General features: G+C 66.7%; 18 protein-coding genes and 1 pseudogene. 14 read left to right on the top strand and 5 right to left on the bottom strand.

The features are described from left to right. The first annotated feature begins 124 nt into the window (after positions 1–124). On the top strand, positions 125–1537 hold the full coding sequence (locus tag KBY70_RS05520) for an FAD-linked oxidase C-terminal domain-containing protein (RefSeq protein ID WP_409996023.1): 1413 nt from the start codon (positions 125–127) through the stop codon (positions 1535–1537). 12 nt (positions 1538–1549) lie between these two features. Here KBY70_RS05520 and xth read toward each other — a convergent pair whose 3' ends face one another. Beyond that, the gene (gene xth, locus KBY70_RS05515; RefSeq protein ID WP_254987709.1) at positions 1550–2428 is read right to left on the bottom strand and encodes an exodeoxyribonuclease III; all 879 of its coding nucleotides are present in this window, start codon (positions 2426–2428) and stop codon (positions 1550–1552) included. 120 nt (positions 2429–2548) lie between these two features. Between xth and KBY70_RS05510 the strand changes: the two genes are divergently transcribed. Then, positions 2549–2854, top strand: a complete 306-nt coding sequence (locus KBY70_RS05510; RefSeq protein WP_254987708.1) for a hypothetical protein — start codon at positions 2549–2551, stop codon at positions 2852–2854. Here the strand turns inward: KBY70_RS05510 and KBY70_RS05505 are convergent. Further along, positions 2784–3623 (bottom strand): hypothetical protein, encoded by an 840-nt coding sequence (locus KBY70_RS05505; protein ID WP_143592893.1) that lies wholly within the window; start codon positions 3621–3623, stop codon positions 2784–2786. The genes KBY70_RS05510 and KBY70_RS05505 overlap by 71 nt on opposite strands. A gap of 71 nt (positions 3624–3694) precedes the next feature. Here KBY70_RS05505 and KBY70_RS05500 point away from each other — a divergent pair, with 71 nt between their 5' ends. From KBY70_RS05500 to KBY70_RS05485, 4 genes are read left to right on the top strand one after another with little or no spacing between them, the layout of a single operon-like run. Next, on the top strand, positions 3695–4459 hold the full coding sequence (locus KBY70_RS05500) for a hypothetical protein (RefSeq protein ID WP_254987707.1): 765 nt from the start codon (positions 3695–3697) through the stop codon (positions 4457–4459). A gap of 51 nt (positions 4460–4510) precedes the next feature. Further along, entirely contained in the window at positions 4511–5155 is a 645-nt protein-coding gene (locus KBY70_RS05495; RefSeq protein ID WP_254987706.1) for a hypothetical protein, read from the top strand. Further along, complete coding sequence (locus tag KBY70_RS05490; protein ID WP_094561059.1) at positions 5156–6382, top strand: LarC family nickel insertion protein; 1227 nt, start codon at positions 5156–5158, stop codon at positions 6380–6382. After that, entirely contained in the window at positions 6382–7407 is a 1026-nt protein-coding gene (locus KBY70_RS05485) for a lysylphosphatidylglycerol synthase domain-containing protein (RefSeq protein ID WP_254987705.1), read from the top strand. Before KBY70_RS05490 ends, KBY70_RS05485 begins: the two co-directional genes overlap by 1 nt. On the opposite strand, the gene KBY70_RS05480 is transcribed toward KBY70_RS05485, so the two are convergent. Beyond that, a complete protein-coding gene (locus tag KBY70_RS05480; RefSeq protein WP_254987704.1) occupies positions 7390–8436 on the bottom strand; it encodes a methyltransferase domain-containing protein in 1047 nt (348 codons plus the stop codon). The genes KBY70_RS05485 and KBY70_RS05480 overlap by 18 nt on opposite strands. Before the next feature lie 154 nt (positions 8437–8590). On the opposite strand from KBY70_RS05480, the gene KBY70_RS05475 reads away from it, so the two are divergent. The 5 genes and pseudogenes from KBY70_RS05475 to KBY70_RS05455 all read left to right on the top strand — a co-directional run bounded on the left by KBY70_RS05475 (position 8591) and on the right by KBY70_RS05455 (position 12060). Continuing rightward, a complete protein-coding gene (locus tag KBY70_RS05475; protein ID WP_254987703.1) occupies positions 8591–9031 on the top strand; it encodes a Fur family transcriptional regulator in 441 nt (146 codons plus the stop codon). Positions 9032–9213: 182 nt separating this feature from the next. Further along, the gene (locus tag KBY70_RS05470) at positions 9214–9594 is read left to right on the top strand and encodes a YidH family protein (protein ID WP_094561065.1); all 381 of its coding nucleotides are present in this window, start codon (positions 9214–9216) and stop codon (positions 9592–9594) included. Between the two features lie 48 nt (positions 9595–9642). After that, complete coding sequence (locus KBY70_RS05465) at positions 9643–10479, top strand: bile acid:sodium symporter family protein (RefSeq protein WP_254987702.1); 837 nt, start codon at positions 9643–9645, stop codon at positions 10477–10479. A 172-nt stretch (positions 10480–10651) separates the two neighbouring features. Further along, the gene (locus KBY70_RS05460) at positions 10652–10927 is read left to right on the top strand and encodes a sulfatase-like hydrolase/transferase (RefSeq protein WP_254987701.1); all 276 of its coding nucleotides are present in this window, start codon (positions 10652–10654) and stop codon (positions 10925–10927) included. A gap of 1 nt (position 10928) precedes the next feature. After that, a pseudogene (locus tag KBY70_RS05455) lies at positions 10929–12060 on the top strand (IS5 family transposase). On the opposite strand, the gene KBY70_RS05450 reads toward KBY70_RS05455, so the two are convergent. Further along, the gene (locus KBY70_RS05450; protein WP_254987700.1) at positions 12035–12472 is read right to left on the bottom strand and encodes a hypothetical protein; all 438 of its coding nucleotides are present in this window, start codon (positions 12470–12472) and stop codon (positions 12035–12037) included. The pseudogene KBY70_RS05455 and the gene KBY70_RS05450 overlap by 26 nt on opposite strands. A 422-nt stretch (positions 12473–12894) precedes the next feature. Between KBY70_RS05450 and KBY70_RS05445 the strand changes: the two genes are divergently transcribed. Continuing rightward, a complete protein-coding gene (locus tag KBY70_RS05445) occupies positions 12895–13491 on the top strand; it encodes a helix-turn-helix domain-containing protein (RefSeq protein WP_254987699.1) in 597 nt (198 codons plus the stop codon). Positions 13492–13499: 8 nt separating this feature from the next. After that, positions 13500–13790 carry a hypothetical protein gene (locus KBY70_RS05440; protein ID WP_254987698.1) on the top strand — a complete coding sequence of 97 codons (291 nt, stop codon included), beginning with the start codon at positions 13500–13502 and terminating at the stop codon, positions 13788–13790. Between the two features lie 4 nt (positions 13791–13794). Here the strand turns inward: KBY70_RS05440 and KBY70_RS05435 are convergent, their stop codons facing one another. Next, positions 13795–14382, bottom strand: coding sequence for a ferritin (locus KBY70_RS05435; RefSeq protein WP_261355960.1), 588 nt, complete (start codon positions 14380–14382; stop codon positions 13795–13797). 174 nt (positions 14383–14556) lie between these two features. Here KBY70_RS05435 and KBY70_RS05430 point away from each other — a divergent pair, with 174 nt between their 5' ends. Then, positions 14557–14697 carry a hypothetical protein gene (locus KBY70_RS05430; protein WP_198953885.1) on the top strand — a complete coding sequence of 47 codons (141 nt, stop codon included), beginning with the start codon at positions 14557–14559 and terminating at the stop codon, positions 14695–14697. Positions 14698–14701 lie beyond the last annotated feature (4 nt).

Genomic DNA, 14701 nt, shown 5'->3' with positions numbered 1-14701 from the left:
GTGAAAACCGCCAACCATCCTGACCTAAAACCGGCCCCTGTGCTTCCTCGGTAAGTTCAGGGGGCTTGCTACGGATCTCCTGAGCGTCAACTGGCCAGAGCTGGAGCGGCACCTGCGGCGGTTGTTGCCCTCCCGTGCCGTGGTGTCGGCCCGCCAGGAGCTGCTGGCCTACGACTGCGACGGCCTCACCCTGACCCGCCACCAGCCGCGCCTGGTGGTGCTTCCGGAGACGACAGATCAGGTGGCTGCTGTGGTGCGGCTCTGCCACCAGCAGGAGGTGCCGTTTGTGGCCCGGGGCAGCGGCACCGGCCTTTCCGGCGGCGCCGTGGCTGAAACCGAGGCCCTGGTGATTGTCACCAGCCGCATGCGCCAGGTGCTGGCGCTGGATCTCGTCAACCGCCGCATCACGGTGCAGCCCGGCGTGATCAACAGCTGGGTGACGCGGGCGGTGGCCGGCGATGGCTTCTATTACGCCCCTGACCCCTCCAGCCAGGTGGCCTGCAGCATCGGCGGCAACGTGGCTGAAAATTCCGGCGGCGTGCACTGCCTCAAGTACGGCGTCACCAGCAACCACGTGCTGGAGCTGGAGGTGGTGTTGCCCGATGGCAGCGTCACCACCCTGGGCAGCGCGCTCGACGAAACCCCCGAGCTCGACCTGCGCGGTGCCTTCATCGGTAGTGAGGGCACCCTGGGTATCGCCACGGCGATCACCCTGCGGCTGCTGCGGGCTCCCCAGAGCGTGGCGGTGCTGCTCGCCGATTTCACCAGCATGGAAGCGGCCGGAGAAGCGGTGCGACTGGTCACCGCGGCAGGGATGTTGCCCGCGGGCATGGAAATGATGGATCGCCTCACGATTGAGGCGGTGAACGATTACTTCGGTGTGGATGAATACCCCCGTGATGCGGCGGCGCTGCTGCTGATCGAGCTGGACGGGCAGGAGCGGGAGGTGACGGCGGCGGTGGAGCTGGCCACCGAGCTCTGTCACCAGGCGGGGGCCCGCACCGTGCGCCAGGCCACCGATGAGCAGGAGCGGGCCCTGCTGTGGAAGGGCCGCAAGTCGGCGATCTCCGCCCTAGGGCGCCGCTTTCCCAGCTACTACCTCCAGGACGGCGTCGTACCCCGCAGCGCCCTGCCCCGGGTGCTGGCGGCAATCGAGGAGCTCAGCGCCAGCCACGGATTGCCGGTGGCCAACGTGTTCCATGCCGGCGACGGCAACCTCCACCCGCTGATCCTCTATTCGAGCCAGGAGCCCGGCATTCAGGAGCGGGTGCAGGCCCTCGGCGCCGCAATCCTGCGGCTGTGCGTGGATGCCGGCGGCAGCATCACCGGCGAGCACGGCGTGGGTGCCGATAAACGCTGCTATCTCGACTGGATGTATAGCCCCGACGACCTGGCCACCATGAAGCTGGTGCGCCTGGCCTTTGATCCGCACGGCTTGGCCAACCCCGGCAAGATCTTCCCCACTCCCCGCAGCTGCGGCGAGTCGGCACGGCGACGCAGCGCCGACGAGGCCCTGGCTCACCTGCCGGTGTTCTGAGCGCCGCCGCCGCTAGAGCGCGTTGTCGTTTTCGTTTTCGTTTTCGTTGTCGTTGTCGTTGTCGTTGTCGTCTTCGTCGCCCTCGTCGTCTTCGGGTGGCCACACCAGGTTGACCACCACCGGCGCGTGGTCGCTGGGTTGTTCGTTGCCCCGGGTGGCCTTGTGGATTACGCAGCCGGTGGCGCAGTCCATCAGCTCCTCGGAGAGGTAGATGTGGTCGATCCGCCAGCCCCGGTCCCGGTCCCAGGCGCCGGTGCGGTAGTCCCACCAGCTCCAGTGGCCGCTCTCGGGCTCGAACACCCGGAACACGTCGCTGAGCCGCTCACCCAGCGCCGCCTGCAGGGCCGTGCGCTCGGCGTCGCTGGCCATGATGCCGCCGCTGAGTCGATCGGGATCGTGAATGTCGCGGGCCTCGGGGCCGATGTTGAAGTCGCCCACCATGCAGAGCGGATCGCCCTGCTGGTCCTGTGCGTCTAGATAGCGCTGCAGGCAGGCCAGCCACTCCAGCTTGTAGGCGTATTTCTCGCTGGTGAGGGAGCTGCCGTTGGGCACATAGAGATTCAGAACCCGGATGCCGTCGATCAGGGCACTGATCACCCGTTTCTGCTCGCTCAGCCCCGGGGCCTCCGGGTCGTTGGGCAACAGGGCGTCCAAGCCGATCTGCACGTTCTCGAGGGGCAGGCGGCTGAGGATGGCGACGCCGTTGTAGGCCTTCTGGCCGCTGATTGCCGCGCTGTAGCCCAGGGCCTCGAAGGCCTGCTGGGGAAACAGCTCATCGGTCACCTTGGTTTCCTGCAGGCAGAGCACGTCGGGCCGTTCCTGCTCCAACCAGGCCAGCACCTGATCCAGGCGGGTGCGCACGGAGTTGACGTTCCAAGTGGCGATCCGCATGGGCCTGAAGAGGCGCAACTAGGATGAGTATCCGAGCAAGCCGGAGAGGTGCCCACCATGCCTGCTGTGCGCTTCCCTGTTTTGATCGGCACGGTTTTGGGATTTTCCACTGCAAGCCTTTTGGGAGCCAGCGTTTTGCTGGTCACCGGAGCTGAATCCGCCCTGGCCCAGGAGAAGGGCTACGGCCAAACCATCAGCAGCCCCCAGCAGCAACGGGAGCTCGATTACGGCACCGGCCCCGCTCGGGGTGGATCGGTGCTGGATTCTGCCAATCCGATCGACCTGATGAACAAGCTGCGTCGGGCCACGGCCATGGACGACGCCACCCAGCCGGGTGATGCGGTGGATGCCGCCCTTAGGGATTTTCACTCCCAGCCGTCGCCGCCGGCGTCGGCTTCGCCGGCAGCGACGGTGAAGGGGCCTTGAGTGGCGCCAGGCCCCAGGCGGCGGCCACCTGATCCAGCTGCGGGTCGCTGGGGCCAGGCTTGCGGGCCCGGGCCAGGGCCAACGACTCCTGGGCGCCCTTGGTGTCGCCCCGTTCCTGCTGCAGCATGGCCCGCGCCAGCAGCGGGCGCTGGTCGGTCGGAAAGCTCGCCGCCAGCTTCAGCAGCAGGGATTCGGCCTGGCTGGGTTGGCTGCGCTTGTGCAGCACGTTGGCCAGCAGCAGGCCGATGGGCAGGGCCTCTGGTTTGAGTTGGGGTTTGCTGGCCCGCGTCAGGGCGGCCTCCAGCTGGCTCTGGGCCTGGGCGCCCCGCCCGGTTTCCAGCTGCAGCAGGGCCATCAATTGCAGGCCTTCGATCTGGTCGGGCCGCAGATTGAGCAGTTGCCGCACCTCCCGTTCGGCGCCGCTGCGGTCCTGTTGGTCGCGGCGTAGTTCCGCCAACAACAACCGCAGCGACCACTGCTGGGGTCGCTGATCGGCCAGCTGCTCCAGCAGCGCCGTGGCTTCCGCCTTGCGGTTGAGGGCCACCAGCAGCTCCAGCAGGCGCTGCTGCTCGGCCTCGCTGGCCTCGCCCTGGTCGAGGCGCTGCTGCAGCCCGGAAGCCTGGCGCTCCAAGCCCTGGCGGCTGGCATCGATTCCAGTGGCTCCGCTTTGCAGCTGGCCCAACCACCAGCCACCGGCGATGCACAGGGCTCCGAATCCGGCTGCGGCCGCCCCTATCCAGATGCCGGAGCGGTCAGGAGCGGGCGGCATCGGCGCAGGGGATGCGGGGATGTTCAGTCTGCCCCGCGTCCCTCGACCTAGGGCCAATTAATGTTGGGCTCATGCGCCAACACCCGATTTCTCCGGTCACCGAACCCACGCAGTACCGGGCCATTGGCGTGGTGCGTGGCGTGTACGTGCCGACCGACGCTGAGCAGCTCACCCGCGGGGTGATTCGCACTGCGGATGGCACCGAGCTTGAGGCTGTTGTGCTGGGCCGCCTGCTCACCCTGATGCGGCGCCATCTCAACCTGGAGGAACCCCATCTGTGGGTGGTGTATCCCCGCTCTCGCGAGGAGGAGGGGCTGCACCTGCAAATGGTGGGTGTCTGGGAGCCCAGCACCCTGGCTGCCGGCGAGGAGACCGAGGCGCCTGCTGAGGAGGTGGCTTCGACGAAGCCAGTCGCAACCGAGAGCGCTGCCGATGCCCTGCCGGAAGGCGACGACTACTTCTCGGTGAGGGGCGAGCTGATTTACACCCGGCCCGAAACCGGCGACCTGGTGGTGAAGGTGCGGGTGATGCCCCGCCCCGATGGCAGCAAGCCGGTGCCCTTCAAGCTGCAACTCAAGGGGGAGCTGCCCCTGGAGCACCTGCGCCACTTCGTGGCCCTCAACCTGCGCCGTCAGGGTCAGCTGCTCCAGATGGAGAGCTTTGAGGTGATCGGTCCGGTGGCCCAGCGGGGCAACCGGGGTGGCAAGGGGCGCCGCGATGGGGGCTCGGCCAACAAGGGTGGCAAAGGTGGCAAGGGGCGTCCCCCCGCGGCCAGCCAGGGTGGTGGTCACACCGGCGGGCAGCGCAACAGTGCCGTCAGCCGGCCGGCGCCCTAGGTGAACGATCGGGGCCGCCAACCACAACCCACCAGTCATGAGCAACCAGCCATGACCAAACCCCTGGCGGCTGGCCTCGCCGTGGCCCTGGTGAGTTTGGCGGCCATCCTGGGGCCGGCCCTGGGGCTGTCGCCCTGGCTGATCACCGGAGTGGTCGCCGTCGGCATGGGCGGCCTCACCCTGGATGCAGCCCGCTTCGGCGGCCGTGGCGGCCATGTGCTGGCCGAGGCCCTGCCGGGGGGGCAGGCGAGGCTGCGGCGGATTGCCATTCATGAGGCCGGCCACCTGTTGGTGGCACGGCAGGAGGCGATGCCAGTGCGGCAGGTGCTGGTGGGTTCCTTGGCTTGCCTGCGCGCCGGCCTCAACACCAGCGGCAGCACCGAGCTGGAGCCGCCGGCCCACGCCAAGTTGCCCCCTGAAGAGCTGCGCCGCTGGAGCCGGGTGCTGCAGGCGGGCATGGTGGCCGAGCAGCTGATCTATGGCCAGAGCGTTGGCGGCTCCGACGATCGCGCCCTGCTGGGCCGGCTCTGGGGCCTCTCCGGCCACGATGTGGAGTCGGCCCAACGGGAACAGCGCCGGGCCCGCCGTGAGGTGGAGCAGCACCTGCGGAGCCTCCAGGTGGAGTTGCAGGCGGAGGCCGAAGCCCTGCTGGCCCTGGCCCCGCGGCTAGGGCGCCCCCAGGCCGGAGAGGCCTGAATGACGCTGGCGCTGCTGGATGCGCCCACCGGTCTGGCCGGCAACATGCTGCTGGCGGCCCTGCTGGATCTGGGGCTGCCCGAGGCGGAGATCCATCGTCCCCTGGCGGCCCTGGGCCTGGCCGAGGCCTATCGGCTGGAGCAGGAGGAGCGCCGCAGCGGAGGCCTGCGCGGTTTGCACCTGGCGGTGGTGAGCCTGGAGCCGCAGCCGCCCCATCGCCATTGGGGCGAGCTGCGCGGTCAGCTGCAGGCGGCCCCCTGGCCGGTGCCGCTGAAGCAGCGGGTGCTGGAGGTGTTTGGTTTGCTGGCGGCGGCAGAGGCGGCGGTGCATGGCCATAGCCCCGAGCAGGTGCACTTTCACGAGGTGGGAGCCCTCGATGCCCTGGTGGACGTGGTGGGCGTGTGTGCTGGCCTGCTGCACTTCGGCGTGGGAGAGCTGGTGTGCAGCCCGCCGCCGGCGGGCCACGGCGAGGTGGCTACCGCCCACGGCACCCTGCCCCTGCCGGCGCCTGCCGTGCTGGAGCTGGCCCGCTTGCGGGCGATTCCTTTGGCTTCGGCCAGGGGCTTTCCCCCCGGGGAACTCACCACCCCCACGGGCCTTGCCCTGGCGGCCTGCTGGGCCACGCGCTTTGGCCAGCCCCCGACCCATGTGCCCCGTCAGGTGGGGGTGGGGCTGGGCTCAAGGACCTTGAACCGCCCCAACCTGCTGCGGCTCAGCCTGGCCGATGGCGGCAGGTTTGATTCCAGTACCCACCAGCACCAGAGCACCCCCCAGCTTGAAACCGTGCTCCTGCAGCAGGCCCAGATCGACGACGCCACGCCCGAAGATCTCGCCTTCCTGAGCGAAGAGCTGCGTCGGGGCGGGGCTGTGGAGGTGTTCAGCCAGCCGATCGCCATGAAGAAGGGGCGGGCGGCTCAGCTGCTCACGGCCCTGGTGCCACCGGAGCGGGCTGAGGGGTTGCGGGCGGTGTGGTGGCGGCACAGCACCACCCTGGGGGTGCGGGAGCAGCTGCAGAGCCGCTGGGCGCTGCAGCGCCGCAGTCTGGAGTTGGCCACGCCCCTGGGGCCGGTGCGGGTCAAGCAGGCCCAGCTGCCCGATGGGCGCTGGCGCAGCAAAGCAGAACACGACGACCTGGTCGCCCTGGCGCGCCAGCACACACTGGGGATCGATCAGGTGCGGGCCATGGTGCAATCGGCCCTCGACTCCCTCCCCCCTCCCCAGCCTTGATGCTTCCGCCTTCGTTCCACGCTCTGGTTCAGCGCTGCCGGGGTGGGCTGGCGCGTCTGGCTGCCGGACTGGCGGGTTGGTTGGGGGCCCTGCCACCTGTTCCCGGGGGCGTAAAGCTGTGGATCAGCTTGCTGAGCTTCGGGTTCCTGTTGGCGGCCCTGGCGGGCCACGGCCGCCAGCTGCTCCAGCTCAGCCTCGACGGCCAGGGATGGCTGTGGCTGCTGCTCGGCGTGGGCGTCAGCCTGCTGAGCCTGGCTGCCAACGGGCTGGCCCTGGGGGTGGTGCTGCGCTGGCTGGGGCAGCGCCCCCGTTGGCCAGAGCTGGTGCGCGCCTACCTCGACACCAACCTGCGCAAGTATTTGCCCGGTGGCATTTGGCACCTCACCAGCCGGGTGCAGCTGCTGCGCAGCGCTGAGGCCCCGTTGCAGGCGCCTGCCCCGGGGGGGCTGGCCCTGGCGGCGGTGCTGCTCGATCCCCTCGTGGCGGCGGTGGCGGCCTTGGCGCTGGTGGCAGCTGGCGGCTGGCAACACGGCCTGGCCCTGCTCTGTTGGCTGCCTCTGGCGCTGCTCATGCCCCGCTGGCTCAACCCGGTGCTCAGCCGCCTGGAGCGCCGCAGGGCACCGGAGCTGGGGATGGACAGCGAAACCGCCGCAGGGGCACCACCCATTCGCGCCTATCCCTGGCCCCTCCTGCTGGTGCAGCTGGGCTTTGTGCTGCTGCGCTTTGCCGGTTTCGCCTGCTGCGTGCAGGCCTTCGACCTCTCCTACAGCCTCGGCTGGGGCGGCTGGCTCGCGGGTTTCGCGGTGGCCTGGACCGCCGGACTGGTGGTGCCCGGGGCCCCCGGCGGCCTTGGGGTGTTTGAGGCGGTGCTGCTGCTGCGCCTGGGTTTTGCGATTCCTGAGGCGCCCCTGCTGGCGATCGCGATCAGCTACCGGCTGGTGGTGACGCTCGCCGATCTGTTGGCGGCGCTCACGGCCCGGCTGGATCGGCCGCGGCTGCCCCAGAGCTCAGCAACAGCTCCCTGAGGCCTGCCCGTCGCCCGTTGTGCCGAAGGGCAGGCTGCTGCCACAGCCGGGGAACAGACCGTAGTGGCGGCTGAAGTCGCCGATGAAGCTGAAGTGGGGGGCGAAGCGCATGGCCTGCAGCATCCGGAATGTGTTGCCGCACACCGGGAACACGCGCCCGGTCTCGATGGCGTGGTGGCCATCGAGGTCGAAGCGATGGGGGTGATGGGGGATCGTGCCCCGGTAGATCACCGCTTGGCCATGGTCTTCGCAGGCATCTTCCAGCTCGGCGATGTGAAAGAGGCGATAGGTGGCCGAGAAGAAGCGGGCTTCGCCCACCAGCGGTGCCAGGGCCGGGTCGGTGATCTGGATCTCGCGATCGGCCACCAGCCGCGGGTCGATGAAGCCGGCCTCGCGGGCCAGGCGCAAAAAGTCGTTCCAGTAGAGGGCGCCGCCGAGGCATTCGCCATAGAGCACTGGATCGCGCCGCACCGCCTCCGGTAGGCGCCGATCCACGTAGACGTCGGAGAAATACATCTCGCCGCCCGGCTTGAGCAGCCGTTTGACACCCCGCAGCACCGCGGCTTTGTCGGTGGAGAGGTTGAGCACACAGTTGCTCACCACCACATCGAAACTGCCAGGCTCCAGGGGTAGCTGGTCGAGCGCTTCGATGGTGCCCTCGAGGAACGACACATTGGCGTAGCCGAATTGCTCGGCATGGAAGGCCAAGTGCTCCCGGGCCACCGCCAGTTGCTCCGCGGTCATGTCGACCCCCACCACCGAGCCGGAGGGTCCCACCAACTGGGCCAGGGCGTAGACGTCGCGGCCGGAACCACTCCCCAGGTCGAGGACGCGACAGCCCTCCAGCAGCGGCGGACAGATCAGCCCGCAGCCGTAGTAGCGGGCCAGCACATCCGGGTGGATGCGGGCCAGCAGGGGCCGTAGCCAGTCGGGCACCGCATCGGCATCGCAACAGGCGCTGGTTTTGAGGTCGGCCGTGCAGCTCAGCTCCTGGCCGTAATAGGCCTGAACGGCGGCTTGGGTGGGCATGGCGGCGCGCGACCGGTGGGAATGGTTCAGTCTGCCTGCGCCGGTTGGGGAGTGGGGAGGGCGCAGGCCCGATCGAGGGCCATCACCCGGGCCCTGCACCCCATGGCATCTCTTCGCAACTGTGTTTATTGTTGAGAAGCCTGAGGATGCTGCGTTGCCCGCCGAACCCAGCCTGCGCAACAGTCTCCACGATCGTGGCCAGCGGCTGACCCCCCAGCGCCAGCGCGTGCTGGCCCTGTTTGAGCGCATCGGTGAGGGCAGCCATCTGGGCGCCGAAGAGGTGCACCAGCGCCTGCTGCGCAGTGAGGAGCGGGTGTCTCTGGCCACCGTGTATCGCACCCTGCGGCTGCTGAGCTCGATGGGGTTGTTGCAGGAATTGGAGCTGCCCGAGGGGGGGCGTCGCTTTGAGCTCGCCAGCGATGCCCACCGCGACCATCACCACCTCGTGTGTGTGCGCTGCGGCCGCACCGAAGAGTTTGAGAACGCCGAGGTGCTCCAGGCCGGCGAACAGGCCGCCGTGCACCATCGTTTTCGCCTGCTGGAGTGTGTGCTCAATGTGCGGGCCCTCTGCCCCAGTTGTGCGGCGGAGGAATAGGTCCGCGCGTGCGCGCTGATCCGCGCGCAGCTCTTTGCAAAAGCGCCAGCGAGGCTGACGCTCTCAGGCGCCCTCCTTAGCCTGAGGGTCCTGCGTGCATCCACGGCAATGCCTGGATCGGTCAGTTGTTCTCCGCGGGCCCATCCCAGTCGCCTGCTCGGCGCCGTGGCGGAGCGGCACTGATGAACCTCACCAACGAACTGGCCAAGCAGCGCAACCGTGATGCGGCGGAGCGCACCTTGATGGCTTGGATTCGCACCTGTCTGTCGTTGATCAGTTTCGGGTTCGGTCTCGACAAGATCATTGCCGCCATTGATCGCGCCACGGCGGACAACGGCGTTCAGGTGGAACGCGGCGTGCAATTGGTGGCGGCGGCTTTCATGATCACCGGCGTGCTGTCAATGGCGGGCGCCACGGTGCAATACCGCCGGGAATTGCGCCGTCTCCAGCACGACGACTACGTCTACCGCAACAAGCCTCAGCTGGCGGCGGCCACCGCGGTTCTTATCACCCTGATCGGTGTGGTGGCACTCGTGCTGATCACGGTGCGCTCCAACAGCTGAGTCCACCCGTTTCAGCCGCTTGATTTCCACCGCTCGCGTTCTGTGTCGATGGCTCCTTCCCCGTCTGTATTGGTTCCGGCCACCCTGTTCACGATCATGTTTGCCCTGGGGGTAGGCCTGCCACTGGATGGCTTCAGCCGCTGGCAGCAGCAGCGCGGCGTGTTGCTGCGAGGTCTGCTGGGTACTTGCGTGCTGGTGCCCCTGGCGGCGGTTGCGTTGCTGCTGTGGCCGGCCACCCTGAGCCTGTCCCAGCCTGCCCGTTTTGCCATCGCCCTGATGGCGGTGAGTCCGAGTGCACCGTTACTGCTGCGCAAGGCTGGCAAGCAGGGGGGCGATCGCTCCCTGGCGGCCCTGCTTCAGGTGGGGGCCGCCCTGGTGGCGATCCTGATCACCCGCATCTTCGGGGTGTCCGGTTGGGCGATTGAGGCGCGCCATGTGGCAGGCCAGGTGGCGCTGGCCCAGCTGGTGCCGCTCCTGCTTGGACTGCTGCTGCGGCGCTTTGCGCCCCAGTGGGCCAGTCGCCTGGAGGCACCCCTTGATCGGATCGCCAATGTGCTGTTGCTGCTCCTGGTGCTGGTGGTGTTGGCCAAGACGGCACCGCTATTGACCACCTATGTCGGCGCCAATCTTGTGGCCCTACCCGTGATGGGGGCCTTGGTGTTGATCAGCTTGGCGTTGGGCTATGGCCTGGCCGATCGGGATCCTCAGCAGCGGGTCACCCTGGCCTTGGTGACCTCGATGCGCAATCCCGGCCTGGCGCTCCTGCTGGCTGGAACGTATGCCCCGGAGGTGCCTGCGGTAAAGCTGGGCATCCTGAAGTATTTACTCATCACTGTGCTGCTCTCGATTCCGTTTTTGCATTGGCAACGGCTGCGGCAGGCCTGATCGGGCCAGACCCAATCCACCCATCGATGGCTTTGCGGTTTGCGCCGAAGTTTAGCGTTCGCGCCAATGTTTTTCTCTTTGAAATTGGGTGTGAAGAAGTGCACGAATCTGCTGCAGTCGGAAGTGCCTATCACCATCCTTCGAGGAGGTGCAGTTGCCTCCTCTCACTCCCATGCCCAACGGAAAGCCCAACATTCTCATTCTCTGGGGCGATGACATCGGCCAGAGCAACCTCAGCTGCTATAGCCACGGGCTGATGGGGTATGAGACCCCCAACATCGACCGGGTGGCCAAAGAAGGCGCCAAGTTTATCCACTACTACGCCGAGCAGAGCTGCACTGCCGGCCGAGCCGCCTTCATCACCGGTCAGAGCGTGTACCGCACCGGCCTCTCTAAGAGTTTGCTGAAAAACCCAGCCCGCGTGACAATGGGCCAACTGCCCACCTGAGATGCGAGGTCACCGGGAGCGCAGCGGCTCTCTGTTCTCCTACGTGTCGATCGAGGAGCGGATCCCGGCCAGTCATCCACTGCGGCGGATCCGGAAACTGGCCGATCAGGCTCTCGATCGGCTCAATCCCACCTTCTGCGCGCTTTACGCCTCAGAAGGCCGGCCATCGGTGCCGCCCGAGCAGCTGCTGCTGGCCTCGTTGTTGCAGGCGTTCTACGGGATCCGATCGGAGCGCCTACTGCTGGAGCAGCTCCACGACAACCTGCTGTTTCGCTGGTTTGTGGGGCTGAGTCCGGATGATCCGATCTGGCACCCCACCACATTCACCAAGAACCGCGAGCGGCTGCTCAATGAGCAGGTGATGGGCAGGTTCCTGGAGAAGCTGATGGGCGCCCCGGAGGTCAAGCCGTTGCTCAGCGACGAGCACTTCTCAGTCGATGGCACCCTGCTGCAGGCCTGGGCATCCCATGCCTCGCTGGAGCGGATCGACGGCCAGGACGATCCGCCGCCTCCGCCATCAGGACCTGGCGAGGGCTTTGGTGCTCCAAAGCCCGGCAGGAAGCGCGCGAAAGGAGATTTCCGCGGCATCAAGCTCAGCAATCAGACCCATCGCTCCGGCGTCGATCCGGATGCCTTGCTGTGCCGCAAATCCAAGTCCGGCGTTGCCCAGCTACCGGGGGCACGTGCTGATGGACAACCGCCATGCACTGGTCGTCGATTGTCAGGTGACGAAAGCCACGGGCACCGGAGAGCGGGATGCGGCCAAAGAAATGGCGGCTGATCGTCCCGGTGCCCACCAGAAGACTGTTGGTGCCGACAAGGGTTACGACACCAAGGGCTTTGTCGCCGAGATGCGCCGCATCGGCGTCACGCCGCATGTGGCGCAGAACACCGCACGCACCGGCGGCTCCGCCATCGATGGCCGCACCACCCGCCACAAGGGCTACGCCCAATCGATCAATGCCCGCCGCGGCATCGAGAAGGTGTTTGGCTGGATCAAACAGTGGGGCGGGCTGCGCCAGTTCAAGCTGCGCGGCACAGACAAGGTGAGTGCGGTGTTTAGCCTGCACGTGATCGCCTACAACCTGATCCGGCTGGGCAACCTGCTCAAACCGGCGATGGCAGCGGCATGAGCAGGTGGTTGCCCAGAGGTGTGCCAATGAGGCGGCTTCCAGGAAGCCCCAACGGGGCAAAACGCCTGAAATCTGGCGTTCTGAACCGCTGAATCAGCGAAATCCAGCCCGAACAGCAAGTAATCAGATCGCGAGAGGGAGGAACGCGGCGTTTCTGACGGTTTTTCCGCAAACTCTTAGCGTTCCAGAGGTTCATGCGCACCGGCATGTCAGTGATGCGCACTGTTTCGATGTTGCTGCCGATCTTGTGGCGATAGAGGGTGGCGTCGCCCTCCTGGATTACTTCAACGACGCAGTTTTGTGGCTTGCCTTGCTTGACGCTGCACTGGGTGTCGAGTTTGTAGAGCGTCGTTGATGCGGCGGTCTGCGCCAGAGATGGTGCCGATGCAAAGGTGCATGCGGCTGCGGTCACCAGTCCGAGCCTGCTGCAGAGAGTCTTGCGGTTCAACATGAAAAGAAATCCCCAGCGATGGTGGGACGCCTTGTCATCGTGATCACGATCACCATGCTTGTCTGCAGGCTGTAGCGCATGGCTACAAAACGCACATTTGCGGCACTGTGCTGTTGCAATTGAGGAAATAATCGTCGAAAAACGAAATTATTGGTGGCCGATGGGCCGCTCTGCTGTTGTCTTCGGTTTTTCTCTGCCCCGGGGCTTGCGGCTGTACGGGGGGGCGGCAGGGTCTGATCCAGCCAGTGGCTGGCAGGGCGGTGATCAGGCTGTCGCGGCTGCCCCTCCGCCTTGCAATTGACAGTTGTTATTGAGAATCGCTTGCAAAAGGCGGCGATCTTGTTTAGGTTGCGAGTCATTCGCAATAAGTCCGCGCGGCGGCCATGAGTTTTCGCTTCCTCTCCGACGACCCCGTCTCTGCAGTGCGCATGCCCGTCGGGCAAACCGTGCTGCTCGATCCAGCCCTGCGCCCCAGTGGCAGCTGCATCGAGGTGCTCGATGGCGTGGCCCGTGTGTACTGCCCCTGTGAGGAGACCGAAGGGATGACCCTCGCCTTTCTGCAGGCAGGGGATCAGCTGTGTGTTGATCGCCTCTGCAGCGAGGGCGTCTGCGTCGAGGCCCTCACGCCCCTCAGCTTCCGCAGCGATGCAACTCCCCGTCAGGGCGAGGGGTTTGATGCGGTCAACGAGTGGACCCTGCAGCTGTTGCGCATTCGCCATCTCGGCAGTGCCGAACAGCGCCTGCATGCCCTGCTGGGATTGTTGGTGCGTCGGCTGGGCCGCCGCTGCGGCAGTTGGTGTGATCTGCCCTTCCGGCTCACCCATGAGCGGATCGGTGAACTGATCGGCACCACCCGCGTCACCACCACCCGTTTGATCTCCCGCATTCGCCAGGCCCAGTTGATCGAAGCCCCCGTTGGCGAGCTCGGCATGCGCTTGGCGCCGGTGTTGATCGAAACCGCTCCCCTGGCTGCTGCCTGAGCCCTGCGATGACCAACCGTTCCGCCCACCTCAGCGCCCAGCCATCGGCCAGCCTGGTGGCCAGCCTTTGCCACGAAATGGACCAGCTGCGCTGCCGCGGTGCGCAGGTGATGGCCGATCTGGGCCGTTGCCGTGAGGAGCGACTGCTCCAGCGTTTGAAGCGGGAGCTCCAGCAACTGCAGAGCCGCCGCCAGGAGCTGCAGGCCTGTGCCAGCCAGCTGCGCCGCAGCGTTGGACTGCGTGACAGTCTCGCCGTGGCGTTTCTGGAAGAACTGACCCGCCGGCCCCTGCCTTGCTAGGGGGTTACAACGCCAGTGATTCAGGGGCGTGCTTGCCCTGGCTGAGCTCCCCATCGATCACCAGCATGGCGGCGGGGTTGGCCTGGGCGAAGCGGATCCGCCCCAGCAGATGGGCGGCCTCGTTTTCGGAGTCGATCTGTCCCTGCACGATCGGATCGAGGAACACGGTGGTGCGCACATCGCCGGCCCGCTCCGCCATGGCATACAGCTGTTGCAAGGAGCTGGTCACCTCCGCCTCCATCTGGAAGACGGCGGAGAAAACCTCTTCGGCGCCTTGCCAGTGCTGGCGCGGCGGAGCCACAGCTTCGAGCAGCACGGTCTGGCCGCGGGCGACCAGGTAGTCGGCCACCAGTCCGGCGTGGTGTTGCTCGTTGCTCGCCTCGCCCTTGAGGTAGCTGCAGAAGCCCCGCAGCTCCCGCTCGCCAAACCAGATCGCCATGGCCCAATAGGTCGCACTGGCCTGGCGTTCCATCGTCAGGTGCTGCTGCAGGCCCTCCAGTAGGGAGGCCTCCATCGGCTGGGCCATCGCCCGTCCTGCGGGCCCGGTGGCCACGGGGCTGGTGGTGTTGGTGCTGGTGGTGGACTGCACCATGGTGTGGCTCGATTCGCTGTTTGCACCGTAGCCACAGTCGTCCCAAAGGAAACGTGTTGCAAATGGCACAACCGCCGGTAATCCGGCGTCAAATCTGCGCAGAGGCCGTCATTGGCAGGCCTGAACCTTCATAGGCTGATTCAAGAGTTCGACCTCAAGACAGAGGTTGTCGCCATGGCCAAGCCCATCGGCCCCAGCAACGACGCCCGTTCGCCCCTTGGCCAGCGCGGCCCCAGCGTGGACAAGAAAAAGGGTTGCAAGCAGAGCAAGTGTTCCCACTGGAAGGGCGGCAAGTGCCGCTGCGGCCGCGACTAATCGC

It is taken from the genome of Cyanobium sp. ATX 6E8, from assembly GCF_024346335.1.
Lineage (GTDB): Bacteria > Cyanobacteriota > Cyanobacteriia > PCC-6307 > Cyanobiaceae > Cyanobium_A.
The sequence above is the reverse complement of the archived record's forward strand: the minus strand, read 5'-3'. Positions and strand labels throughout refer to the sequence as shown.

Bases quoted from the DNA above. Each gene is read 5' to 3' on its own strand.
- xth (WP_254987709.1), bottom strand. From the start codon at position 2,428: ATGCGGATCGCCACTTGGAACGTCAACTCCGTGCGCACCCGCCTGGAT.
- KBY70_RS05505 (WP_143592893.1), bottom strand. From the start codon at position 3,623: ATGCCGCCCGCTCCTGACCGCTCCGGCATCTGGATAGGGGCGGCCGCA.
- KBY70_RS05500 (WP_254987707.1), top strand. From the start codon at position 3,695: ATGCGCCAACACCCGATTTCTCCGGTCACCGAACCCACGCAGTACCGG.
- KBY70_RS05495 (WP_254987706.1), top strand. From the start codon at position 4,511: ATGACCAAACCCCTGGCGGCTGGCCTCGCCGTGGCCCTGGTGAGTTTG.
- KBY70_RS05490 (WP_094561059.1), top strand. From the start codon at position 5,156: ATGACGCTGGCGCTGCTGGATGCGCCCACCGGTCTGGCCGGCAACATG.
- KBY70_RS05485 (WP_254987705.1), top strand. From the start codon at position 6,382: ATGCTTCCGCCTTCGTTCCACGCTCTGGTTCAGCGCTGCCGGGGTGGG.
- KBY70_RS05480 (WP_254987704.1), bottom strand. From the start codon at position 8,436: ATGCCCACCCAAGCCGCCGTTCAGGCCTATTACGGCCAGGAGCTGAGC.
- KBY70_RS05470 (WP_094561065.1), top strand. From the start codon at position 9,214: ATGAACCTCACCAACGAACTGGCCAAGCAGCGCAACCGTGATGCGGCG.
- KBY70_RS05465 (WP_254987702.1), top strand. From the start codon at position 9,643: ATGGCTCCTTCCCCGTCTGTATTGGTTCCGGCCACCCTGTTCACGATC.
- KBY70_RS05460 (WP_254987701.1), top strand. From the start codon at position 10,652: ATGCCCAACGGAAAGCCCAACATTCTCATTCTCTGGGGCGATGACATC.
- KBY70_RS05445 (WP_254987699.1), top strand. From the start codon at position 12,895: ATGAGTTTTCGCTTCCTCTCCGACGACCCCGTCTCTGCAGTGCGCATG.
- KBY70_RS05440 (WP_254987698.1), top strand. From the start codon at position 13,500: ATGACCAACCGTTCCGCCCACCTCAGCGCCCAGCCATCGGCCAGCCTG.
- KBY70_RS05435 (WP_261355960.1), bottom strand. From the start codon at position 14,382: ATGGTGCAGTCCACCACCAGCACCAACACCACCAGCCCCGTGGCCACC.
- KBY70_RS05430 (WP_198953885.1), top strand. From the start codon at position 14,557: ATGGCCAAGCCCATCGGCCCCAGCAACGACGCCCGTTCGCCCCTTGGC.